The sequence below is a fragment of the Streptomyces acidiscabies genome (assembly GCF_020010905.1).
GTDB classification, from domain to species: Bacteria; Actinomycetota; Actinomycetes; order Streptomycetales; family Streptomycetaceae; genus Streptomyces; species Streptomyces acidiscabies.
The window spans coordinates 902,213-924,927 of record NZ_JAGJBY010000001.1; the positions used below are offsets into that span (position 1 = coordinate 902,213).

Annotated in this window: 18 protein-coding genes, 2 tRNA genes and 1 riboswitch; of the genes, 13 read left to right on the forward strand and 7 right to left on the reverse strand. The window is 70.6% G+C overall.

Annotation, left to right across the window (positions count from 1 at the left end):
* Positions 1–139 precede the first annotated feature (139 nt).
* Both J8M50_RS04410 and J8M50_RS04415 read left to right on the forward strand, forming a co-directional pair.
* Positions 140–1,399 (forward strand): helix-turn-helix domain-containing protein, encoded by a 1,260-nt coding sequence (locus J8M50_RS04410; protein WP_010352064.1) that lies wholly within the window; start codon positions 140–142, stop codon positions 1,397–1,399.
* Positions 1,396–1,941 carry a flavoprotein gene (locus J8M50_RS04415; RefSeq protein ID WP_010352063.1) on the forward strand — a complete coding sequence of 182 codons (546 nt, stop codon included), beginning with the start codon at positions 1,396–1,398 and terminating at the stop codon, positions 1,939–1,941. The genes J8M50_RS04410 and J8M50_RS04415 overlap by 4 nt, the downstream gene beginning before the upstream one ends.
* A 128-nt stretch (positions 1,942–2,069) precedes the next feature.
* On the opposite strand, the gene J8M50_RS04420 is transcribed toward J8M50_RS04415, so the two are convergent.
* Positions 2,070–2,142, reverse strand: a tRNA-Lys gene (locus J8M50_RS04420).
* An 88-nt stretch (positions 2,143–2,230) separates the two neighbouring features.
* Positions 2,231–3,763 (reverse strand): amino acid permease, encoded by a 1,533-nt coding sequence (locus tag J8M50_RS04425; protein ID WP_029183625.1) that lies wholly within the window; start codon positions 3,761–3,763, stop codon positions 2,231–2,233.
* 212 nt (positions 3,764–3,975) lie between these two features.
* Between J8M50_RS04425 and J8M50_RS04430 the strand changes: the two genes are divergently transcribed.
* Positions 3,976–6,702: a winged helix-turn-helix domain-containing protein gene (locus tag J8M50_RS04430; RefSeq protein ID WP_010352061.1), complete on the forward strand. Its 2,727-nt coding sequence runs from the start codon at positions 3,976–3,978 to the stop codon at positions 6,700–6,702.
* A gap of 6 nt (positions 6,703–6,708) precedes the next feature.
* Here the strand turns inward: J8M50_RS04430 and J8M50_RS04435 are convergent, their stop codons facing one another.
* The 4 genes from J8M50_RS04435 to J8M50_RS04450 all read right to left on the reverse strand — a co-directional run bounded on the left by J8M50_RS04435 (position 6,709) and on the right by J8M50_RS04450 (position 9,295).
* Positions 6,709–7,104 (reverse strand): barstar family protein, encoded by a 396-nt coding sequence (locus tag J8M50_RS04435; RefSeq protein WP_010352060.1) that lies wholly within the window; start codon positions 7,102–7,104, stop codon positions 6,709–6,711.
* A 76-nt stretch (positions 7,105–7,180) separates the two neighbouring features.
* Positions 7,181–7,840: a ribonuclease domain-containing protein gene (locus J8M50_RS04440; RefSeq protein WP_010352059.1), complete on the reverse strand. Its 660-nt coding sequence runs from the start codon at positions 7,838–7,840 to the stop codon at positions 7,181–7,183.
* Between the two features lie 190 nt (positions 7,841–8,030).
* Positions 8,031–8,660, reverse strand: a complete 630-nt coding sequence (locus J8M50_RS04445) for a GTP cyclohydrolase II (RefSeq protein WP_010352058.1) — start codon at positions 8,658–8,660, stop codon at positions 8,031–8,033.
* Positions 8,661–8,794: 134 nt separating this feature from the next.
* Positions 8,795–9,295, reverse strand: coding sequence for a MarR family winged helix-turn-helix transcriptional regulator (locus tag J8M50_RS04450; protein ID WP_010352057.1), 501 nt, complete (start codon positions 9,293–9,295; stop codon positions 8,795–8,797).
* Between the two features lie 84 nt (positions 9,296–9,379).
* Here J8M50_RS04450 and J8M50_RS04455 point away from each other — a divergent pair, with 84 nt between their 5' ends.
* The 5 genes from J8M50_RS04455 to J8M50_RS04475 all read left to right on the forward strand — a co-directional run bounded on the left by J8M50_RS04455 (position 9,380) and on the right by J8M50_RS04475 (position 15,851).
* On the forward strand, positions 9,380–10,486 hold the full coding sequence (locus J8M50_RS04455) for a dihydrofolate reductase family protein (RefSeq protein ID WP_010352056.1): 1,107 nt from the start codon (positions 9,380–9,382) through the stop codon (positions 10,484–10,486).
* A gap of 41 nt (positions 10,487–10,527) precedes the next feature.
* Positions 10,528–11,742 carry an alginate lyase family protein gene (locus J8M50_RS04460; protein WP_223786161.1) on the forward strand — a complete coding sequence of 405 codons (1,215 nt, stop codon included), beginning with the start codon at positions 10,528–10,530 and terminating at the stop codon, positions 11,740–11,742.
* Positions 11,743–11,987: 245 nt separating this feature from the next.
* Positions 11,988–12,518, forward strand: coding sequence for a SigE family RNA polymerase sigma factor (locus J8M50_RS04465; protein ID WP_010352054.1), 531 nt, complete (start codon positions 11,988–11,990; stop codon positions 12,516–12,518).
* On the forward strand, positions 12,515–13,312 hold the full coding sequence (locus J8M50_RS04470; RefSeq protein ID WP_010352053.1) for a hypothetical protein: 798 nt from the start codon (positions 12,515–12,517) through the stop codon (positions 13,310–13,312). Before J8M50_RS04465 ends, J8M50_RS04470 begins: the two co-directional genes overlap by 4 nt.
* 85 nt (positions 13,313–13,397) lie before the next feature.
* Entirely contained in the window at positions 13,398–15,851 is a 2,454-nt protein-coding gene (locus J8M50_RS04475; protein WP_010352052.1) for a non-reducing end alpha-L-arabinofuranosidase family hydrolase, read from the forward strand.
* Between the two features lie 56 nt (positions 15,852–15,907).
* Here the strand turns inward: J8M50_RS04475 and J8M50_RS04480 are convergent, their stop codons facing one another.
* On the reverse strand, positions 15,908–17,716 hold the full coding sequence (locus J8M50_RS04480; protein WP_078480592.1) for an RICIN domain-containing protein: 1,809 nt from the start codon (positions 17,714–17,716) through the stop codon (positions 15,908–15,910).
* 147 nt (positions 17,717–17,863) lie between these two features.
* Here J8M50_RS04480 and J8M50_RS04485 point away from each other — a divergent pair.
* The 5 genes from J8M50_RS04485 to J8M50_RS04505 all read left to right on the forward strand — a co-directional run bounded on the left by J8M50_RS04485 (position 17,864) and on the right by J8M50_RS04505 (position 22,709).
* Positions 17,864–17,937: transfer RNA gene (locus J8M50_RS04485), tRNA-Met, on the forward strand.
* A gap of 242 nt (positions 17,938–18,179) precedes the next feature.
* Positions 18,180–18,337: riboswitch (cyclic di-AMP (ydaO/yuaA leader) on the forward strand.
* A gap of 9 nt (positions 18,338–18,346) precedes the next feature.
* Positions 18,347–19,342, forward strand: a complete 996-nt coding sequence (locus tag J8M50_RS04490) for a M23 family metallopeptidase (RefSeq protein WP_010352050.1) — start codon at positions 18,347–18,349, stop codon at positions 19,340–19,342.
* A 110-nt stretch (positions 19,343–19,452) separates the two neighbouring features.
* The gene (locus J8M50_RS04495; protein ID WP_010352049.1) at positions 19,453–20,397 is read left to right on the forward strand and encodes an aldo/keto reductase; all 945 of its coding nucleotides are present in this window, start codon (positions 19,453–19,455) and stop codon (positions 20,395–20,397) included.
* Between the two features lie 138 nt (positions 20,398–20,535).
* Entirely contained in the window at positions 20,536–21,339 is an 804-nt protein-coding gene (gene trmB, locus J8M50_RS04500) for a tRNA (guanosine(46)-N7)-methyltransferase TrmB (protein WP_010352048.1), read from the forward strand.
* Between the two features lie 41 nt (positions 21,340–21,380).
* On the forward strand, positions 21,381–22,709 hold the full coding sequence (locus tag J8M50_RS04505) for a PrsW family intramembrane metalloprotease (RefSeq protein ID WP_078480589.1): 1,329 nt from the start codon (positions 21,381–21,383) through the stop codon (positions 22,707–22,709).
* The last annotated feature ends 6 nt before the right edge of the window (positions 22,710–22,715 follow it).

Consider the following 22,715-nt stretch of genomic DNA (forward strand, 5'->3'; position numbering starts at 1 on the left):
CCGCTTCGGAGGCAATCGGGGCCACGCCGTGTGCCGTCGCCGCATCACTTATGCAGGAGCTGCATCGCGTCCAATTGCCGCTCGGTTACGCTCGGTTGAGCAGGCAGGATCGGCGGCGGCAGAAGGGGCCGTGGCACAGATGGCCGAGGCACAGACTGAGGCGAGACGGATCGGCGAAGTGATCCGTCAGGCACGCGTGTTGCAGCGGCGCTCGCAGACGGACGTCGCCGCTGCCCTGGGGTACCACCAGTCGAAGGTGAGCCGCCTGGAGAGCGGCAGGGGCACCGAAGACCTGCGCACGCTGCGCGAGATCGCGCGGGTGCTGGGCATTCCGCCGCACTGTCTCGGTCTCGCCGCCTCCTCCGACGCCAGCCCCGCCGACCCCGGGACAGAGGACATGCACCGCCGTACCTTCCTGGCCGCGAGCGTCGCAGCTCTCGCGGCTCCGTCGTCGTCCACTGCGGCACATCACGACCTGGTACGGGTTCTGCTGCCAGGTACGAGCCCTGCCGCCCCCGCGCAAACCCTGGACATCGACGAACTGCGGGACCGGACACAGGACGTACGCCGGATGTTCTGCACGTGCGAGTACACGGACCTGGAGCGGACGCTGCCGAGTCTGATCACCGACCTGCGCCATGCCGCCGGCTCGGCTGAGGCGTCCGGGTTGCTGGCCACCGCCTACCAGACGTCGGTGAGTCTGCTGCTGAAGCGAGCCGATCAAGGCAACGCCTGGCTTGCGGCCGGTCGGGCCATGGCCGAGGCGGAGCGGTCAGGTGATCCCGTCGTCCTCGCCGCCAGTGTCCGTGTTCACGCCCACGTCCTCGTGCGCGAGAAGCACACCGCCCAGGCCGTGAACATGGTCCGCCACACCGCCGACCAGCTCACCGGTTCCTACGACCAGCGTTCGCCCCGGTACCTGGCGGCGGTCGGCCTGCTGTTGCTCCGTGGGGCGACCGCCGCCAGCAGAAACGGTGACCGCGACACCACCCAGGGCTTTCTCACCGAGGCCAAGGAGGTGGCGCGCTACGTCTCCTTCGACCGACCCGACGCCTGGGCGAACTTCAGCCCCACCAACGTCGCCCTGCACGAGATCAGCGCGGCCGTCTCCTTCGGCGACGCCGGCATCGCGCTGGAAACCGCGCGGCCACTCATGCGGCGGCACATTCCCGTCCCCGAGCGCCGGGCCGCGCTCTGGGTGGAGACCGCCCGCGCCTACAGTCAGCAGGGCAGACTCGCCGACGGCTACCAGGCCCTGCGCATCGCCGAGAGCTGTGCGGCCCAGGACATCCGCCGCCCGGCCGTACGCGAACTGGTCGCCGACATGGCAGCCCGCGACCGCCGCCGGGCCCTGCCCGAACTGCACCACTTCAGTCGCCAACTGGGAGTGCCCGCGTGAGTGACCAGCCCGACGAGCCGTTCCTCCAGATCATCGTCTGCGCGGCCGGGGTAGCCGCCGACGTCGGCAAACTGATCACCGCAGCGCAGGGACAGCACTGGGACGTCGGTGTCGTCGCCACCCCGCAGGGGCTCGGCTTCCTCGACGTGGAGGCGGTCGAGGCGCGGACCGGTCTCCCCGTCCGCTCGGCCTGGCGAACACCGGACCAACCGCGCCCGGCCCGCCCCGCGGACGCGATCGCGGTCGCCCCGGCCAGCTTCAACACCGTCAACAAGTGGGCCGCCGGGATCTCTGACAACCTCGCCCTGGGCATCCTGTGCGAAGCGCCCGCGATGGGGGTACCGGTGGCTGTGCTGCCGTACCTGAACTCCGCCCAGGCCGCCCACCCCGCGTACCGGCAGAGCCTGGAACGGCTGCGCGAGATGGGCGTCCTGATCGGGTCGTACGAGCCTCATCGGCCGAAGGCGGGTGGCGGGGCCGACCGGTATCACTGGGAGGAAGCGCTGGAACTGCTTGCCCCGAGGCTGTCCGCGAGGCCGTGATCAGTCCCCGGCACATCCGCTCGCGCATCGCTCACGCAAGGCCCCGAAAACGCCGAAGCGCCCGGGTCGACCGAAGTCGATCCGGGCGCTTCGCAGCGGTTCAGAGGGGTTTCCCGCCCCTGCGGCAGTAGGCCCTGTGGGACTCGAACCCACAACCAATGGATTAAAAGTCCACTGCTCTGCCAATTGAGCTAAGGGCCCTGGCCGATGTTGCCCCCCGAGCATAGCCGCCCGAGGCCGTGTCGCCGATCGGGTATGGGGGACACGGCCGCGTCAGGGGGCGGAATCGTCAGGGTTGGGTGGGTTCTTCGCGGGGGCGGTCGGGGTTCAGGAACCAGTGGCGGGCCGAGGTCAGCCACCAGGTCGCCGCGAAGCCTAGGACCGCGAGGACCGCGATCGGGGCGTAGTTGAAGGTCTCCCAGGTGACGGGGGAGACCTGGGGGAGCATGAAGAGGACCGTGATGAAGACGACCCAGGTCACCGAGACCGTGCCGACGAGCGCCGACCAGCGGCCCAGGTGCCAGGGACCCCGGTCGAACTCCGCCCCCTTCCGCAGCCGCAGGAACGTCGGGATCACGTACGCGATGTACAGCCCGATGACGGCGATGGACGTCACGGCCGCGTACGCCGTCTCGTTGATCAGGTAGGGCAGGCCCAGGACCAGCGCGCCGCCCGCCGCGAGCCAGACGGCGGCGACAGGGGTCCGCGTACGGGGGCTGACCGTGTGCCAGACGCGGGAGAACGGGAGCGCGCCGTCCCGCGAAAAGGCGTAGATCATACGGGAGTTGGCGGTCACGGACGCCATGCCGCAGAAGAGCTGAGCGCCGATGACGACCAGCAGCAACAGCTTGCCGCCCGTCGCGCCGAGGGCGTCGAGGAGGATCTGGGCCGGGGGTACGCCGGTCTCGGAGTCGAGCTGCGCGTCGTACGACTGGATGGCGAAGGTGAAGCCGAGCAGGAGCACGAACCCGGCGATCCAGGAGGTCCAGATCGAGCGGACGATGCCCTGCGGGCCGGCGGTGGCCGCGTCGTGCGTCTCCTCCGTCATGTGCGCGGAGGCGTCGTACCCGGTGAACGTGTACTGCGCCATCAGCAGCCCGAGCGCGACGACGTACACCCCGCTTCCCCACCCCGTCTTGTTGACGAACTCCCCGAAGACGAAGGACGCCGACTGGTGGTGGTCCGGCGCGAAGGTGAGCGCGCCGACGATGACCGCGACGCCGAGGACGTGCCACCAGACGCTGACGCTGTTCAGCAGCGCGACGATGCGCACGCCGAAGGTGTTGAGCAGGCCGTGCAGCAGCAGGATCGCCGCGAAGAGCAGGATCGTACGGCCGGGCGTCACCTCGAAGTCGAACTGGAGGTTGAGGTACGCGCCGAGGAAAGACGCCGCGCCGAAGTCGACGCCCGCGGTCACCGCGATCTGGCCGAGGACGTTGAACCAGCCGGTGAACCAGGCCCAGGCGGCTGCCGTACGCGGGGGCGCGAGGCGGTGCGCCCAGAAGTACAGGCCCGCCGAGGTGGGGTACGCCGAGCAGATCTCCGCCATCGCGAGGCCGACGAACAGGGTCATGAGCCCTACGGCGACCCAGCCCCAGGTGATGACGGCGGGGCCGCCCGTCTTCATGCCGAACGCGTAGAGGGTGAGACAGCCCGACAGCACCGAGATGATCGTGAAGGAGACGGCGTAGTTGGAGAACGCGGACATGCGGCGGGCGAGGACCTGGGTGTAGCCGAGCTGGGCCAGGCGCTCCTCATCTGAAGCTGAAGCTGAAGCTGAAGCCGGGGACGAGGCCGGGGATATCGCGGCGTCTTCTGTCATGCCCCCAGCAATTCCCTCCGCAGGGGCGTGACATGCGTCACGAGTGGCCGAAAACAGCGGCAATAAGGCCGTCCAGGCATTGATTCGCGCGGCTTCCAGAGCCCGCCCGGCCCCCCGATCAAAGGCGCACGGCTCGCATGATGAGGCTGAGCCGGAGCGGGCGATCGGCAAGACCCCGGGAGATTCCCGAACGTACGGGGAGAGGGAAGACCATGACCGAGGCGATCGCGGAGTGCGGGAACCTGCCCGCCGCCTACACGAGCTTCGTGGGCAGACGCCAGGAGACCGCCGAGGTCCGCCGGCTCCTGGACACGCGCCGCCTGCTGACGCTCACGGGAACGGGCGGCGTCGGCAAGACCCGGCTGGCGCTGGAGGTGGCCACGGCGTCCGCGCACGCGTTCGCGGACGGCGTGTGGCTGGTGAACCTCGCCCCCGTGTCCGACCCCTCGGCGGTCCCGGCAGCGGTGGCCGGCGCGCTACGGGTGCCCGACCTCGGGGCACGGTCCTTCACGGACCAGCTCACCGGCTACCTGGCCGGCCGGCACGCCCTGCTGGTGCTGGACACCTGCGAACACCTGGTGGACGCGTGCGCCGACCTGGTCGCCACCCTCCTGCCGGCCGCTCCGGAGCTGCGCGTCCTCGCGACGAGCCGCCACACCCTGGGCGTCACCGGCGAACACGTCCACGCGCTCGCGCCCCTCGCACCCGACGAGGCGGCGGAACTGCTGCGGGACCGGGCCGCCGCCGTCCGCCCCCACTCCCCGGACGAGACGACCGGGGACGACGGGATCGCGCGCCTGTGCGCCGGTCTGGACTGTCTGCCGCTGGCGATCGAGCTGGCCGCGTCCCGGCTGCGCACGCTGAGCGTCGGGCAGCTGACCGACCGGCTGGAGGACCGCTTCGCGCTCCTGACCGGCGGCAGCCGGACGGCACCGGCCCACCAGCGCACCCTGCGCGGGATGATCGACTGGAGCTACGAGCTGTGCGCCCCGGCCGAGCGGCTGCTGTGGAACCGGCTCTCCGTCTTCGCCGGGGGGTTCAGCCTGGAGGCCGCCGAGGGCGTCTGCTCCGGGGACGGCATCGACGAGGCCGAGGTGCTGGACCTCCTGGACCGGCTCGTCACCCAGTCCGTCGTCCTCACCTGCACGCTGGGCGGCCGGCCGCGCTACCGGCTGCTGGAGACCATCCGGGAGTACGGCCGCGAGCGGCTCGCGGACTCCGGCGAACCGCGCCGCCGGCACCGCGACTTCTTCCTCGCGCTCGCCCAGCGCATCGACCGGAACTGGTACGGCCCCGGCCAGGAGGAGAACCTCGCCCTGCTGCGCGCGGAACACACCAACCTGCTGGCCGCCCTCGACCACGACGGCGAACCCCGCACCCGTCTCGCACTGGTCGCGGCCCTGTGCTGGCACTGGTGCGCGGGCGGGTTCCTCAGCGAGGGGCGCCGCCAGGCCGAGCGGGTGCTCGCCGCCGCGCCCGAGCCCTGCGCCGAACGCGCCCGCGCGCTGCTGGTCGCCGTCTGGGTGGCGCAGACCCAGGGCGACCTGACGGCGGCCGACCACTGGCTGGACGAGGCCGACGCGCTGGGGCGGCGGTTGGGCGACGAGTGGGTGTGCGTACAGGCGGACGGCCTGCGCGGGGTGTCCGCGCACTACCGGGGGCAGCCCCGGGAGAGCATCCGCCGGTACGAGACGGCCCTGGCCGCCATGACCGCGCTGGGCGACGAACGCCAGGTCACCTCCTGGCGGCTGGCGCTGGCCTGCGTCCAGGCGTACGCCGACGATCCCCGGGCGGCACACACCGGCGCACAGTTCATCGCCGCCGCCCGGACGGACGGGGAGCGGTGGGGCCGCGCCCAGGTGCTGATGGCCCTGGGCCACCACGCCTGGGCCCGCGGTGACCGTGCGGCCACCGGGAACCTGATCACCTCCGCGCTGGAGACCATGCGCGGCCTCGCCGACCACGCGATGGTCGCGCGGATGCTGGAACTGCTCGCCTGGGCCACCGCCGCCGGCGGCGCCCATGAGCGGGCCGCCCGGCTGCTCGGCCTGGCGGACGCCCTGTGGCGGGACGCCGGGAGTTCGGTCCACGCGTTCGGACCGAGGATGGCCGAACAGCACGCGCGCTGCGGGCGAGCCGCGATCGAGGCGCTGGGGGAGGCGGCGTACCGGAAGGCGTTCGCCGAGGGCGGCAGGCACCAGTGCCCTGTCCAGGCGGTCGACTACGCCCTCGCGGTCCCCGCACCGGACGAGCCCTTGAAGCACATGTCCCCCAAAGGCCCCCGAACGGCCGACGTCCTGCTCGTCGACCACGACCCGGCGGCCAGGGAGCACGCCCGGCTCGCCCTGGAGGAACGCGGCCACCAGGTCCGTACCGCCGCGGACGGCGTGACCGGGCTCATGCTGTTCCGCCGCCAGACCCCGGACGTCGCCGTGCTCGCGGCCCGACTGCCGGGGCTGGACGGGACGGGCCTGGCCCTGCGGATCCGCGAGGAGTCCGGGGTGCCCGTGCTGCTCCTGTCGGACGGCGACGACCCGGCGGACCTGGAGACGGCCGCCGACGACCGCCTCGCCCGTCCCGTCGACGGGCCGGTCCTGGCCACCCGCGTCGGCGCCCTGCTGCGCCGGTCCGGCGCCGGTCAGCCGTCCGGCATCCGGGCGGTGCGGTTCGGTGACCTGGTGTTCTGCCCCGTCTCGCTGGAGGTGCACCGGGAGGGGAAGGCCGTCCACCTGACCACCACCGAGCTGAAGCTGCTGCGGGAGTTCGCCGCCTCGCCCGGCACCGTCCTCACCCGGGACCTGCTCCTGGAGCGGGTGTGGGACCTCGCCTGGTGCGGCGACAACCGGGTGGTGGACGTCAATGTGCAGCGGCTGCGCGCGAAGATCGGGCGGGACCGGATCGAGACGGTACGCGGGTTCGGCTACAAGCTGCGCCCGTGAGGAAGCTCAGTCCTCTGTCGGCAAGGTGAAGCCGGACGCCGTCATACGCCGGGCCAGCTGGGCCAGGTCGCAGGCGGAGTCGTCCAGGAGGAGCAGGCCGAAGGCGTTGTCCTCCAGGATCTCCAGGAGGACGCTGAGCTCCCTCGGGCCCTCGTCCTCCAGCAGCAGGGCGGCGTTGCGGAGCACGATCGTCACGGGTCCGGACTCGTCGGCCATGGTGTGCAGGCAGTCCTCGAAGGCGTTCCAGTTGTGGCCGAACCAGGCCGGGAAGCCGAGCACCGAGGCCCACTCGGCGAACAGGTCGATGTCGGTGCGGCAGCGGGTGCCGAGGATCTCCTTGGCCGACGCGGGGACCGTCTCCGACGCGGACAGGGGGCGGATGCTGTGCGTGATGGTCTGCATGTCGTTCTTCCGGGCTGGGGGGGGAGGGGAGCGCGGACGCGCCCGCCGGGGGTCTGCCCCGGCGGGCACACGCCGGCTACCAGCGGCCGAGGTAGTGGAAGCTCCCGTAGTGGTCGAACGTCGCGTAGACGTGGCCGTTGCGGGTGTTGCGGACGATCCGCACCTTGCCCCGGATGCCGCTGTCGGTGCCCGTGTGGGCGAAGACGTCGTACTCGCGGTACTGCCCGGCCCCGCCATTGGCGTCCCAGGCCGAGATCCCGTAGTCGAACTCCTCGTGGTGCGCGACCCTGTTGTCCCGGTCCCAGAACTGGCCGCCGTAGTAGATCCACCACGTCGAACGGTTGTACCAGGGGCCGGTGGTGTACGAGTACCAGCCCCGGCCGGCCGTGTCGCCGGGCCAGCCTCCCTGGCCCGTGACGAGGTACCCGCCGCTGTTGCCCTGGCGGACGGTCTGGTGGTCGCTCCAGAACTGGGCCGCGGTCATGGCGCCCCGCCAGTCCTCGTTGGAGACGCCGCTCGGCTGCTCCCCGCGCCACGGCGCCTCGTAGCGGCAGGTCTGGGCGGTGGGCGGGCACTGGGGGGCGTCGGCGGCGTGCGCGGTCGTGGACAGGCCGAGCCCGCCGACGGTGACGCCGATCAGCATGGCCGGGATCACGGCCTTGCGGGCGTGGGCGCGCAGCCGGGAGGACAGGGAGCGCTTCGCGCTCGGGGTCTCCAAGGCCTCGGACGAGGACATGGTGGCTCCTTGGGAGGTGTGGGGTTTCCTGGCCGGAGTGGTTGTTCTCCGGCCGACACCAAGGAGGAGACCTGCCGTACGTCTCGATGACCCGGCAACCGCGTCACAGGTGACCGGGCGGGGGGTGACGTACGGCTGTTACAAAGCGCTGGGGATGTGACAGGGGGCGTAAGAAACCGGCAGCGGCCTCTCAGCCCGCGCTCAGCTCCGCCAGCGGCAGCGTGTGGCTCGTCTGGAGGACCTTCGCCCGCAGGTAGCGGACGTTGTGCGGCGTGGTGAAGACCCCCGTCGGGACGCGGTCGCGGATGGCGACGCCGAGGGCTCGGAGCTGCGCGGCCTTGTCGGGGTTGTTGGAGAGGAGGTCGAGGGACGTGATGCCGAGGGCGGCCAGCATCTGCGCCGCCGCCGTGTAGTCGCGGCCGTCCTCCGGGAGCCCCAGCGCCTTGTTCGCCTCGTACGTGTCGAGGCCCTGGTCCTGGAGGGCGTACGCGTCGAGCTTGTTGTAGAGGCCGATGCCCCGGCCCTCCTGGCGGAGGTAGAGCAGGACGCCGCCCGTTTCCGCGATGCGCTCCACCGCCTCCCGCAGCTGCGGCCCGCAGTCGCAGCGCGCCGAGCCGAAGACGTCACCGGTGAGGCACTCCGAGTGGAGGCGGACCAGCGGGGTGCCGGTGCCGGGGTCGCCGAGGACGAGGGCGATGTGCTCCTGCCCGTCGGTGAGGCCGTTGAAGGTGACGATCTCGGCGTCGACGCCGTAACCGTCGGCGAAGCGCAGCGGGACCCGGACGCGGGAGCGCGGCGTGGCGGCGGGGAAGTCGGACATGCGGGTCTCCGGGGGCCGGGGCGGGTCAGTGGCTCAGCAGGGCACCCGCTTCAGTTGCTTCAGATTTGAAGCAGATGCTCGGTTCCCGACCCTACTCCTCGTTTTAAAGTTGAAGCAACTGGTTTTGATGTACGTCACGTGACGCCTTCGCACCCCGAAGACCTCCGCCGCCACGGCACCTCCTCCCCCTCGAACCCCTCCGCGATCCGTCGGCTGATCTCCTCCAGCTGGCCCACCTGTTCCTCCGTGAGCTGGTCGAACAGCACCGAGCGGACCGTCTCGACGTGGCCCGGCGCGGTGCGCTCCAGGATCGTCAGGCCTTCCTCCGTGAGCGCCGCGATGCTGCCCCGCTTGTCCCACCGGCACTGCTCGCGCCGGACCAGACCGTCCTTTTCCAGCCGAGTCACGGCATACGTCAGACGGCTGCGCGTGATCTTCGTACTCTCGGCGAGGTCCGTCATGCGCATGCGGTGTTCCGGAGCGTCGGAGAGGTTGGCGAGGATGGAGTAGTAGAGGTGCGGCATCCCGGCGTCCTGCTGGAGCTGCCGGTCGAGTGCGTCCTCCACCAGGAACAGCGCGGAGACGTACGCGCGCCAGGCGCGCAGCTCGTCGGGACTGAGCCAGCGGGTCGTCATACGACCAGTGTAGTTTTGTTTCAAACTTGAACCAAGCGCCGCCATGCCAAGCATCAGCCATACGAGCCTGGGGAGACCGCACCGATGCCCTACCCGTACGTCCTCCTCTCCGCCGCCGTCTCCCTCGACGGCTACCTCGACGACACCGCCCCCGACCGCCTCCTCCTCTCCGGCCCCGCCGACTTCGACCGCGTCGACGAGGTCCGCGCCTCCGTCGACGCGATCCTGATCGGCGCCGGCACGATCCGCGCCGACAACCCGCGCCTCCTCGTCTACTCCGAGGGCCGCCGCGCCGCCCGCGTCGCCGAGGGCCGCGCCGAGTACCCCCTGAAGGTGACGGTCACGGCGTCCGGGGACCTCGATCCCGACGCCAAGTTCTGGCACACCGGCGGGGAGAAGGCCGTCTATACGACCGACCTGGGCGCCCAGCGCGTCGCAGGACTCGGGATCCGCGCCGACGTCGTCCCCCTGGGCCCGGAGCTGGACTGGCACCGGCTGCTCACGGACCTGTACGAGCGCGGCGTCCGGCGGCTCATGGTCGAGGGCGGGGGCACGGTCCACACGCAGCTCATCCAGGCGGGGCTGGCCGATGAACTCCAGCTCGTGGTGGCCCCGTTGTTCGTCGGGGACCCCAAGGCGCCCCGGCTGTTCGGGCCCGGCGAGTACGAGCGCGGCCGGCTCCGGCTGATCGAGACGCGGCAGATCGAGGACGTCGTCCTGATGCGGTACCGGCCGGGCGTGACCCCGGCCGACCACCACTGGCTGGCCCTCGCCTGCGACCTCGCCGCACTCTGCCCGCCCTCGGAGACCGCCTTCAGCGTCGGCGCGGTGATCGTCGCGCAGGACGGTACGGAGATGGCGCGCGGCTTCTCGAGAGAGGGCGCCGACACGGTCGTCCACGCGGAGGAGTCGGCGCTCGCGAAGCTGGACCCGGCGGATCCGAGGCTGGCCACGGCGACGGTGTACTCCAGCCTGGAGCCCTGCGCCCGGAGGGCCTCGCGGCCGGCGCCGTGCGCGCGGTTGATCCTGGACGCGGGGGTGCGGCGGGTGGTGACGGCGTGGGTGGAGCCGGACACCTTTGTTCAGGACGCGGACGGGAACGGGTTGCTGCGGGACGCGGGGGTGGACGTGGTGCTGCTGCCGGAGTACGAGAAGGTGGCAAAGGCGCCGAATGGTCATCTATTGGGGTGATACGACTGGCGGGGGTGCGGGCGGGCGGTGACGCTGCCCACATGAGGTCAGTCAAAGCCGTAACCGCCCTCCTCCTGGGCGCAGCCCTAGCCGCCTGTTCCACCTCCACCGACAGCACCCGCCAGATGGCCCGAGCCCTCCCCCCGGACGCGTCCTTCACGCACCCGGGGGTCCTCGTGAACGACGTCCAGCTCGACGTCGCCCGCGAGAACGTGCAGGCCGGCAAACAGCCCTGGCTGCGCGCCTACCTGGACATGCGGGACAGCAAGTACGGCTCGTACAAGTACCGGCCGGAGCCGTACGAGAGTGTCGACTGCCCCGGCGGCGACCAGCCGAACCGCCCCGCGCACGGGTGTGTGGAGGAGCGGCAGGACGCGATCGCCGCGTACACGCAGGCCCTGCTGTTCCGGGTGACCGGCAAGCAGGCGCACGCCGTGAAGGCGCGGGAGATCATGGACGCCTGGTCGGGGAAGATCCGGCAGCACACGGAGGACGACGCCGGGTTGCAGACCGCGTGGGCGGGCTCGACGTGGGCGCGGGCGGCGGAGATCGTCCGGCACACGCCGGGGGCGGGGTGGCCGTCAGCGCGCGTGACCAGGTTCGAGGACATGCTGAGGAACGCGTACCTCCCCGTCGTAACGAGAGAAGTCCCGGACTACAACGGGAACTGGGACCTCGCGATGACGGACGCGGCGATCGGCATCGGGGTCTTCACGAACGACCACAAGGTCTTCGACCGGGCGCTGAGCAGGTTCCGGGCGCGGGTCCCGGCGTACTTCTATCTCGCGAAGGACGGCAGAGTGCCGATCGCGCCCGCTCGCTCGGGGCTCGACGACCCGGCGAAGCTCACGAAGTACTGGTTCGGGCAGACGACGTTCAAGGACGGCGTCTCCCAGGAGACGTGCCGCAACTTCAAGCACGCCGGGTACTCGCTGGCCGCGGCCTCGCACATCGCGGAGACGGCCTGGCACCAGGGCGTCGACCTGTACGGCGAGGCCAAGGACCGGCTGAAGGCGGCGGCCGAGCTGCACGCGCGCTACCAGGAGGGCGAGAAGGCCCCGGCGTGGCTGTGCGGCGGGAAGGTCGACCGCAACATGGGCCCCGACCTGGAGGTCCTGGTCAACCACCTGGAGGGCCGCCTCGGCGAGTCCGTCCCGGCGGCGCACCGGCTGGTGGAGCGGCACCGGCCCGCCGGTACGGACGATCTGTTCGTGGCCTGGGAGACGCTGACGCACGCGCGTAACCCGGGGTTGTAGGTTCGGCCGCTTCGTCAGCAGGAGGTCCTGCTGACGACGGCAACCTTCTCGTCCTCCGCGGCAACCAGGGGGTGGTCGACTCGAACTACCGGATGGACGGGCATGAGGGCAACGAAGCACGCCGCGCCGAGGCCGTGGCGCAGGCGCGGACCGGTCACGGGACCGGGCACTGTTAGGCCGCGCCCCCGTTGTTGTTGAGCATGCAGCTAACGCGCACTTCCTGGGTAGGAGAGGCCGACCGGGGGATGGTCCTCGATGACGCGTCCGTGGAGTTCCACGAATTCTTCGAACGCCACTATGCCGAGCTCGCCCGGCTGGCACACCTGCTGACCGGCGAGGCCGACGCGGCGGACGACCTCGCGGCGGATGCCCTGGTCGCCCTGTGGCAGCGCTGGGACCGGTTGCGGCAGGCCGACCACCCGCTCGCCTACGCCCGTGGTGTGGTGGCCAACCTGGCGCGGGGACGGGTCCGCAGCGCGGTGCGGGAGCGACGCCGGATCACGCTGTTCTGGTCCCGCAGCCCCGAGAAGGTGGACGGGCCGGACGCGGCGGCCGTGCTGGACGTCCGCGCGGCGCTCGCCCGGCTGCCGTACCGCAAGCGCGCCTGCGTGGTGCTGAGACATGCCCTCGACCTGTCGGAGAAGGAGACGGCGGCAGCGCTGGGCATATCCGTCGGGACGGTGAAGAGCCAGACCTCGAAGGGAATGGCCGAGCTGAAGAAGCTACTGGGCGCACACGCGGCCGGGGACCTGGTGCAAGGAAGGAGGAACCGGTGAACGAGGACATCGACGACATCGACCGTCGGCTGCGCGAGGCCGCCGAGGCCCACCGGCCCGACCATGCGCGGATGCTGGCCCGGGTGGAACGCGGCATGGCCGGCCCCACCGTCCGGCACCGCGCGCGACCGTTCGCGAGGTCCGGGACCAGGGTCGCCCTCGCCGGGCTCGCCGCCACCGGCATCCTGACGACCGGCGGCCTCGCCGTCGCCGCCATCGTCGCGAAGCCGCCGCCCACCGTGACCACGCCCGCCACCCTGCCCCCGGCCGTCAGCTCCCCGCCGCCGACATCGGCCCGCCCCACCCCGGTCGCGCCGCCCCCGGTCCCCAGCCCGGGCAGTTCGCGCCCGACTCCGTCGGCCACCGGTCCCTCGTCGTCGCCGACCGCCGACGAGAGCCGGAACGGGCCGCTGCGGTCGTCCGGCTCGCTGGATGCGAAGAGCACCGTCTACTGGACGCAGAGCGACCTCTTCCTCACGACGACCCAGCCGCTCACCTCGCTCACGGTCGAGATCCGGATCGTGCAGACCGGCGGGGCGAAGAGCACCGGCACCTGGCAGACCTTGCCGGCTGACGACTTCACCGTCACCGTCCAGGAGGCCGATGGCGCGCTGGTCTACCGCTGGGTCCTCAAGCCGGGCCTGACCGTGCCGGCCGGGAACCATGAGTTCGCCGCGCAGTTCAACAACGGCACCGACGGCGCGCACAGTGCCACGGGCGACGGCTACCGCGTCGACGCACAGGGTGCGGGCGGCTCAGCGTCGGTCCGGGGAGGGTACGTCCCGACCCGGTGAACGCCGCTGAGCGGCAACCTTTGCGGGTGTGGCGGCAACTGGCAGATGACCGGGATCGGATCAAGTCCCGCTGTGCCAGAAGGACATGCCGTTGTCAGAACAGAACCGCTCTCATCGTCGCCGCCCGGCGACCCGCCGCGTCATCGCCGCCGCGGTGGGCCTCGCCGCCGTGGGCGCCGCCGTACCGCTGGTCGCCATGGCCGCCCGCACGCCGGACGCCGCCGCACCGGCCACGGTCGCCGACGCGGCGGCCGGCAGCGGCCGTTACTTCGGGACGGCGGTGGCCGCGGGCAGGCTCGGCGACTCCACGTACTCCGCCCTCCTCGACCGGGAATTCAAGATGGTCACCCCGGAGAACGAGATGAAGTGGGACGCCGTCGAACCGTCCCGGGGGTCGTTCACCTTCGCCGCCGCCGACTCGATCGTCAGCCACGCCACCGCGCACGGGCAGCGGATGCGCGGCCACACCCTGGTGTGGCACTCCCAACTGCCGGGCTGGGTCAAGTCCATCACCGACGCGAACACCCTGCGCTCGGTGATGAAGAACCACATCACCCAGGAGATGACCCACTACAAGGGCAAGATCTACGCCTGGGACGTGGTCAACGAGGCCTTCGCCGACGGCGGCAGCGGCCAGCACCGCAGCTCGGTCTTCCAGGACGTGCTGGGCAACGGCTTCATCGAGGAGGCCTTCCGCACCGCCCGGGACGCCGACCCCGCCGCCAAGCTCTGCTACAACGACTACAACATCGAGAACTGGTCGGACGCCAAGACGCAGGGCGTCTACAAGATGGTCAAGGACTTCAAGGCGCGCGGCGTTCCCATCGACTGCGTCGGCTTCCAGAGCCACTTCGGCGCGGGCGGCCCGCCGGCCAGCTTCCAGACCACGCTGTCCAACTTCGCCGCGCTCGGTGTGGACGTCCAGATCACCGAGCTCGACATCGCCCAGGCGTCCGCCACCGCGTACACCAACGCCGTCAAGGCCTGCGTGAACGTCGCTCGCTGCACGGGCATCACCGTGTGGGGCATCCGCGACAGCGACTCCTGGCGCACCGGTGAGAACGCGCTGCTGTTCGACAACAGCGGCAACAAGAAGCCCGCCTACGACGCGGTGCGCACCGCCCTGGGCGGGAGCACCGGCAGTGGCGGTGGCGGCACGCAGGCTGGGGGCATCACCGCCGGCACCGTCTACACGCTCTCCAACGCGGCCTCCGGGCGCGTTCTCGACGAGCCCGCGGGCCAGAACGCCAACGGCACCCCGCTCCAGGTGTGGGACGCGAGCGGCGCCGCCAACCAGCAGTGGAAGGCCGCCCAGAACAGTGACGGCACCTACACGCTGACCAACGTCGCCAGCGGCCGGGTACTGGACGAGCCGGCCGGCCGGACGGCCAACGGGACGAGACCGACGGTCTGGGACGCCAACGGCGGCGCCCACCAGCACTGGAAGGCGAGCCGGAACAGCGACGGCACCTACACGCTGACCAACGTCGCGTCGGGCCGGGCACTGGAGCTTCCCGGCGGCAAGACCGCCAACGGCACCCCCGTCCAGATCTGGGACACCAACGGCGCCGCCAACCAGCGCTGGACCTTCCAGCCGGCCGCAGCGCCGAAGAGCGACTCGTGCGTTCTTCCGTCGACGTACCGATGGACCTCGACAGGCCCGCTGGCGCAGCCGGCGAACGGGTGGGCCTCGCTGAAGGACTTCACCACCGCGCCCTACAACGGCAAGCAGCTGGTCTACGGGTCGAACTACTCGGGCTCGTCCTACGGCTCGATGGCGTTCAGCCCCTTCACCAACTGGTCGGACATGGCGTCGGCCCGCCAGACCGGCATGAGCCAGAACGCGGTGGCGCCCACGCTGTTCTACTTCGCGCCCAAGAAGATCTGGGTGCTGGCGTACCAGTGGGGTCAGTGGCCCTTCAGCTACCGCACCTCCAGCGACCCCACCGACCCGAACGGCTGGTCCGCGCCGCAGCCGCTGTTCACCGGCAGCATCCCCCGCACCGACTCCGGCACCGGCCCGATCGACCAGACCCTGATCGCCGACGACAAGAACATGTACCTGTTCTTCGCCGGTGACAACGGCAAGATCTACCAGGCGTCCATGCCGATCGGGAACTTCCCCGGCAGCTTCGGCTCCTCGTACACGACGGTCATGAGCGACACGGTGAAGAACCTCTTCGAGGCGCCGCAGGTCTACAAGGTCAAGGGCCAGAACCAGTACCTGATGATCGTCGAGGCTCGGGGCGCGAGCGAGCAGCGCTACTTCCGCTCCTTCACCGCCACCAGCCTGAACGGTCCGTGGACCCCGCAGGCCGCCACCGAGTCCAACCCCTTCGCGGGCAAGGCCAACAGCGGCGCCGGCTGGACCAACGACATCAGCCACGGCGACCTGGTCCGCGACAACCCCGACCAGACGATGACGATCGACCCCTGCAACCTTCAGTTCCTCTACCAGGGCAAGTCCCCGAACACCCCGGCGAACACCTCGTACGACAACCTGCCGTACCGCCCCGCGATCCTCACCCTGAAGCGCTGAGCATGAACGAAAGGCGCCCCCCTCGAAGAGAGGGGGGCGCCTTTCGTCGTCTTCACCTACTTGAGCGTCGTACCGCCCGCGTTGCGGTACGCGATCGTCTTGTTGATCAGGTTCCCGCCGTCGGTTTCGGGCGTCGTCTGCTCCGTCCATCCGGCGCCGAACATCAGGCCGGCGATGTGGGCGTTCGCCACCTGGTCCATGTGGCCGAAGAACCAGTCCACCTTGTCGTCCTTGAAGTGGCCGGGGGTGTTGTTGCCCGCCATGTTGCCCACGGGGATCTGCCACAGGACGACCGGCTTGCCCACGGACTCGGCCATCGTCTTCCAGAACTTCAGCGAGGCGGCGGCCTTCTGGTCGTTCCAGAAGTGGTCACTGCCGCCGTGGGCCGGCTGTGCGTACCAGCCCGCGTCGCGGTCCGACACGTCGGTGGCCAGGAAGTCGGCGTTTTTCGCGCCGAGGTCCGCGTAGTCCTTGACGCACGCCTGGAGGTCGCTCTCCCAGTTGAAGCAGGAGAGGTGCAGGCCCACGGCGGTGTTCGGGGCGTACTTGCGTGCCATCGAGATCAGGCACTGGGCGAGTCCGGAGGCGCTGTTCTCCTGCGATCCGCAGTCCGTCGGGTTCGAGGCCGTGACCTGCGCGGGGACCTGGTGCAGGTTGCCGAGGGACCGGGCGAAGCCCCAGAAGTCGGGCTCCAGGTCGATCGCGTCCTGCGAGGTGCCGATCTTCTGGAGGAAGAAGCGGTAGTCGTTCAGGTACTTGGTGAGCAGGTCGGTCCTGTTGATGGCCTTGACCTCGCCGGGGCCGTCGCCCTCGCCCGCCGCGTCTCCGAGGTCGCGCAGCGAGTACCAGGTCCACAGGTACTTCTGCGGGCGCGACTTGCCCTGGTAGGTGGCCTTGGCCGCCTGGGCGTCCTGCCAGGTCACCTGGTTTCCGGGCGCCGTGCTGGTGCCGCCCCAGCAGCCCCACCAGGCCGACCACTCAGCCTTGCAGCGCGATGCCGTATAGGCCTCCGACGAGGGCGCGGGCTGGCTGTGTATGTAGGCGTAGCGCATGTCGAACGGCGCGGCGTTCGCCGAGGCGTCAGTCATCGAGCCGCCGATGAGGATCTTGTCGCTGCCCATGAAACGCGTCGTCGAGCTGCCGCCACCGGCCGTGGGCGTCGGAGACGCGGACGAAGGCGAGGACGACGGGCGCGGGGCGCTCGGAGCCGGGCTCGCGGGGGCGCTGCCGCTCGGGGTGGTGGGCGTACCGCCGCCGCTGACGTTCCCTACCGCGACCAGCTTCCACTGCTGGTCGGCGCCGCTCCCGTCGCGGTTCTGGACGACGTTGCCCCCGTCGGCCTTGACGGCCTTGTCGACACCGACAGCCATGCCGCTGAAGCGGTTGACCAGTCGCAGGTAGCCGTCCGACGACTTGGCCAGTTTGAACTGCTGGTTGGAGGCGTTCTGGTCTTTCCACTGCACGAGCGCGGAGCCGGCGGTCTTCGACCAGCCGAGGTCGTCCAGCACCTTGCCGGAGGTCCGGTTCTTCAGCCGGTAGTACCCGTCACCCGCGTCGATGAACTGCCACTGCTGGTTGGCCCCGCCGTGGCGCGCCCACTGCACCACCGCCGCGCCGTCGTTCTTGGCGGCGCCGCGGTCGTCCAGCACCTTGCCGCTGTTGCGGTTGACCAGCACGTACCACTTCTTCAGATCCAGGGTGTCCTGCTTCTGGTCCGCCGAAGCCTGGCTGACCACGACAGCCGAGCCGGCCACGACCACCAGGGCGAGTCCTCCCCAGAGCCCCCGACGTGCGAGCAACCGACGGCCGCGATGCTTCGGACGCCCACCGTGCGTACCGGGGACGTGCTCTCGTTCCAGGGGCATGCCTGTGCTCTCTTTCACCTGTCGCATGTGGCCGGACCGCTTGGCCGGACGACACTGAGTGGTCGGAGAGGCCGAAAAGGTTGCCGCGAAGATCCACAGAACCGGTTTGGTGATCCGCCCTGTGTCTGCATATAGTTAAGCCAACGGCGCGGGGTGGAGCAGCTCGGTAGCTCGCTGGGCTCATAACCCAGAGGTCGCAGGTTCAAATCCTGTCCCCGCTACTGAAAAAGAACCGGGATCCTGGAAACAGGGTCCCGGTTCTTTTGTGTCCTCTGCCGGTTACTCTGCGTATCGCGATGTTCTCACCAGCACCCCAACTCGCCCGTTTTTCCCTGTGGTTGACCCAATAATCCCGGGCCGAAAATGTTTGTCGATCAAGAAGAACGGCTTGGAAACGGGCCCCCGGGTCGATTAACGTTCGATAACGCAGCACGGTTGTCCCAGCCGTCACAAGAGACGGCTCCGTGCGCACGCGCCGAATCCCGCGAGGGAACCGGGGAACCACCACCTTGGGGTGAATCACGCGGACGCCACCGCTCACGAGCGGTCGGTTTACGCGCGTAGGAGACCTTCCCGCTCCGAACCCGTCAGCTAACCCGGTAGGCGGCGGAAGGAAAGGAGTGCGCCCGCGTGGCGAACCCGACTGCCCAGGAAACCCCCAAGCCGACCTTCGGGTTCGGCGGCTACCGCGCCGAGGACGAGGGCCCCTGGGAGGAGTGGAACCCCACCGCCGACTCCCTCGCGCCGGTCAAGGGCAAGCACCGCGTCGCCAAGCAGCGCACCGGTGGCGGCGGCTTCGCCCGCAGCTCCACGGTTCTCGGCGTCGGCGTCATCGCCGCCGTCAGCGCGGGCGGCATGGCCAGCGCCAACACGGGCAACGCGCCCGTCTCCATCAACGTCGCCGACATACCCGGCGTCGGCTCCCTCGTCTCCGACGACGGTGACCAGGCCAAGGACCCCGCGCCGATCAGCAACATCGTCGCCGAGGCCGGCCAGGAGTCCTCCGACGCCGCCGAGGCGCTGCGCAGCCGGATCATCGCGCAGGCCGAGTCCCAGCAGACGCAGGCCGAGCAGCAGGCGAAGGTCGCCGCCCAGCGCGCCGAGGCCGAGGCCGCGTCGAAGGCCGCCAAGGCCGCGCAGGCCAACGTCTCGGACGCCAAGGAAGAGGCCGCCGCCGCCGTCAAGCGCAAGGCCGAGGAGGCGCGGCTCGCGGAGCTCGCCAAGCAGTACACGCTGCCGACCTCGTCGTACACCCTCACCTCGCGGTTCGGGCAGTCCGGGGCGCTGTGGTCGTCCGGCTACCACACCGGGCTCGACTTCGCGGCTCCTTCCGGGACGCTCATCAAGGCCGTCCACAGCGGGACCATCACGGAGGCCGGGTACGCCGGGTCCTACGGCTACCGCACCATCCTCACCCTGGATGACGGCACGCAGATCTGGTACGCCCACCAGTCGTCGATCAGCGTCAGTGTCGGCCAGAAGGTCGGTACGGGGGATGTCATCGGGCGGGTCGGGGCGACCGGGAACGTGACCGGGGCGCACCTGCACCTGGAGGTGCACCCCGATGGGGCCGCGACCGGGATCGACCCGATGGCCTGGCTGCGGGGCAACGGGCTGAACCCGTGAGGCTGTTGTAGGAGTCTGGGCCGCCTCGGTTTCGGGGCGGCCTTCTTTCTGACCGGAACTTTGCGGTCGTCGCGGAATGTGTCCGTCCGGGTCCGCCGTTGACGTAGTACATGACTACTCTGCGCCCGCTCGGCTCCTCCGACCTCGAAGTCTTCCCCCTCTCCCTCGGCGGCAACGTCTTCGGCTGGACCGCCGACGAAGCGGCCTCCTTCGCCGTCCTCGACGCGTACGCCGCCGCCGGCGGCAACTTCCTCGACACCGCCGACGTGTACTCCGCGTGGGTCGACGGCAACAGCGGGGGTGAGTCCGAGACCATCCTCGGCAAGTGGGTCGCCGCGCGCGGCAACCGGGACGACGTCGTCATCGCGACCAAGGTCAGCCAGCACCCCGAGTTCCAGGGGCTCTCCGGCGACAACATCAAGGCCGCCGCCGACGCCTCCCTGAAGCGCCTCGGCACCGACTACATCGACCTCTACTACACCCACTTCGACCAGCCGGACACGCCGGTCGAGGAGATCATCGGCGCGCTCGACGAACTCGTGCGGGCCGGGAAGGTCCGGCACATCGCCGCGTCCAACATCTCCGCCGACCGCCTCCGCGAGTCCCTCGACTTCTCCGACCGCGAGGGCCTCGCCCGGTACGTCGCGATCCAGCCGCACTACAACCTCGTCTCCCGGGACACGTACGAGGGTTCCCTCCAGGACGTGGTCTCCCAGGCGGGGCTTGCCGCGGTGCCGTACTTCGCGCTGGCGTCCGGGTTCCTCACGGGGAAGTACCGGCCGGGTGCGGTGGTCGAGGGCGCGCGTGCCGCCGGTGCCGGGAAGCACCTGGAGTCCGAGCGGGGGGTGAAGGTCCTCGCGGCTCTCGACGAGGTCGCGGAGGCTCGGGGGGCCGAGGTCGCCACGGTCGCACTCGCCTGGCTCGCGGCTCAGCCGACGGTTGCGGCGCCGATCGCTTCCGCGCGGGTGGTGGAGCAGCTTCCGGCGCTGCTGGCGGTGGGGGAGCTGGAGCTTACGGAGGCGGAGGTGGGGCGGCTTACGGAGGCTTCGGCGTAGCCGTACGAGGGTTGGCTTGCCGACCGGGGCTCGCTCCGGTCCGGGGGTTCCGGCGGCGGGGTGTGACGGCCCCGCTGCCGGAGAGCGGCTGTGGCCACCGGAAGCCTGCTCCCGTCCGCATCGTAAAATCGACTCACTGTGTCTGATTCTCTGAACCCCAGCCCCGAGCCGGAGACCCCCGGCCTCGAAGCCCGCCCTGCCCGCCCCAAGGGCGAGCCCCGGTTCCCCGACGGTCCCAAGGCCGACCCCGCCGGATCACACTTCGAGCGGCGGATCCGGAGTTTCCAGCCGCGCCGCAGCCGGGTGACGACGGGGCAGGCGGACGCGTTGCAGCGGCTGTGGACGCGGTGGGGGATGGACGTCGACGGGCATGCCGTCGAGCTGGGTGAGCTGTACGGGGACGAGGCGCCCGTCGTCCTGGAGATCGGGTTCGGGATGGGCGAGGCGACGGCGACGATGGCCGCCGCCGATCCCGCGACGAACGTGCTCGCCGTGGACGTACACACCCCCGGCCAGGGCAACCTCCTCAACCTCGCCGAGCAGAACGGGCTGACCAACGTCCGGGTCGCCAACGGGGACGCGATCATCCTGCTGCGGGAGATGCTGAAGCCGGACTCGCTGGACGGGCTGCGCGTGTACTTCCCGGACCCGTGGCCGAAGAAGCGGCACCACAAACGGCGGCTGATCCAGGCGGAGTTCCTCGACCTGGCGGCGACGAGGCTGCGGCCCGGGGCGGTCGTGCACTGCGCGACGGACTGGGAGCCGTACGCGGAGCAGATGCTCGAAGTGCTGGACGCGCACCCGGAGTTCGAGAACACGCAGGAGGACGGCGGGTTCGCGCCGAGGCCGACTTTCCGCCCGCTGACGCGCTTCGAGGGCCAGGGGATCGACAAGGGCCACGTCGTACGGGATCTGCTGTTCCGGCGCAGTCCGCACGCGTAACTCCTCTCCAGGCACCGTCGCACGCGACGCCAACCCTCGTTATGGTCATTGACGTGTCGACCAGTGCCGCGTACCCACCCGTCCCTCACCCCCCGATACCGCGCCCCCGCTGGTGGCGACGCCCCTCCGTGCGGTACGCCGCGCTGATCACCCTCCTCGCGGTCTCCGGCGTCGTCATCCTCGCGCTGGTCCGCGAACAGACCGGCACCCGGGGCCTGTTGGTGGGGCTCGGGCTGGCCGTCTTCCCCGTACCCCTCCTCGTCACCGCGTTCCGCTGGCTGGACCGCGTGGACCCCGCCCCCTGGCGGAACATGCTCTTCGCGTTCGCCTGGGGCGCCTGCGCGGCGACGCTGATCGCGATCGTGGCGAACACGTTCACGACGCAGTGGATAGCGAACACGACGGCGGACCCGGACGGCGCGGACACCCTCGGCGCCACCCTGATCGCGCCGATCGTCGAGGAGTCGGCCAAGGCCGCGGCCGTCCTGCTCGTCTTCCTGTTCCGCAGGCGGCAGTTCACCGGCCTCGTCGACGGCGTCGTCATCGCGGGGACCGCGGCGGCCGGGTTCGCGTTCACCGAGAACATCCTCTATCTGGGCTCGGCGTACGGCACGGACGAGATCGCCGGCGACAGGGTGTCGGTGACGGCGGCGACGTTCTTCGTACGGGTGATCATGTCCCCGTTCGCGCACCCCCTGTTCACGGTCTTCACCGGCATCGGCTTCGGCCTCTCCGCACTCAGCGCCCGCCGGGTACGCCGGGTCCTGTTCCCCCTGACCGGCCTGGTCCTCGCGATGGGGATGCACTCCCTGTGGAACGGCTCCGCGCACTTCGGCCCGCTCGGCTTCTTCGTCGTGTACGGCGTGTTCATGGTCCCGGTGTTCGGCCTCCTGACGTGGCTGATCATCTGGACCCGCCAACGCGAACTCCGCTACCTGCGCGAGGAACTCCCGCCGTACGTAGCGGCGGGCTGGCTCTCCCCGGCCGAACCCTTCGCGCTCGGCTCGATGAAGGCGCGGCGGGTGGCCCGCGACTACGCGACGCACTACCTCGGCAAACCGGCGGCGAAAACCCTCGCGGAGTACGAATCGACGGCCCTGGCCCTGGCCCAACTCCGCCGCCGGGGCCGCCGGGGCCACGCGCCCGTGGACTTCGTGGCCAGGGAACAACACCTGCTGACGACCCTGTGGACGACTCGCACGACAACGCGCCCCGCCTTGGAGTACGCGGCCCGCGCGACGGCTCCGCCGATGCCGGTGGTTATGCCGTGGCAGCAGCATCCTTGGCAGCCGCCGGTGACTTGGCAGCAGCCGGCGGCGTATGGGGTGCCGGTGGGGCAGTACCCGCCGTATGGGGGGTATCGGGGCTAGGGCGTA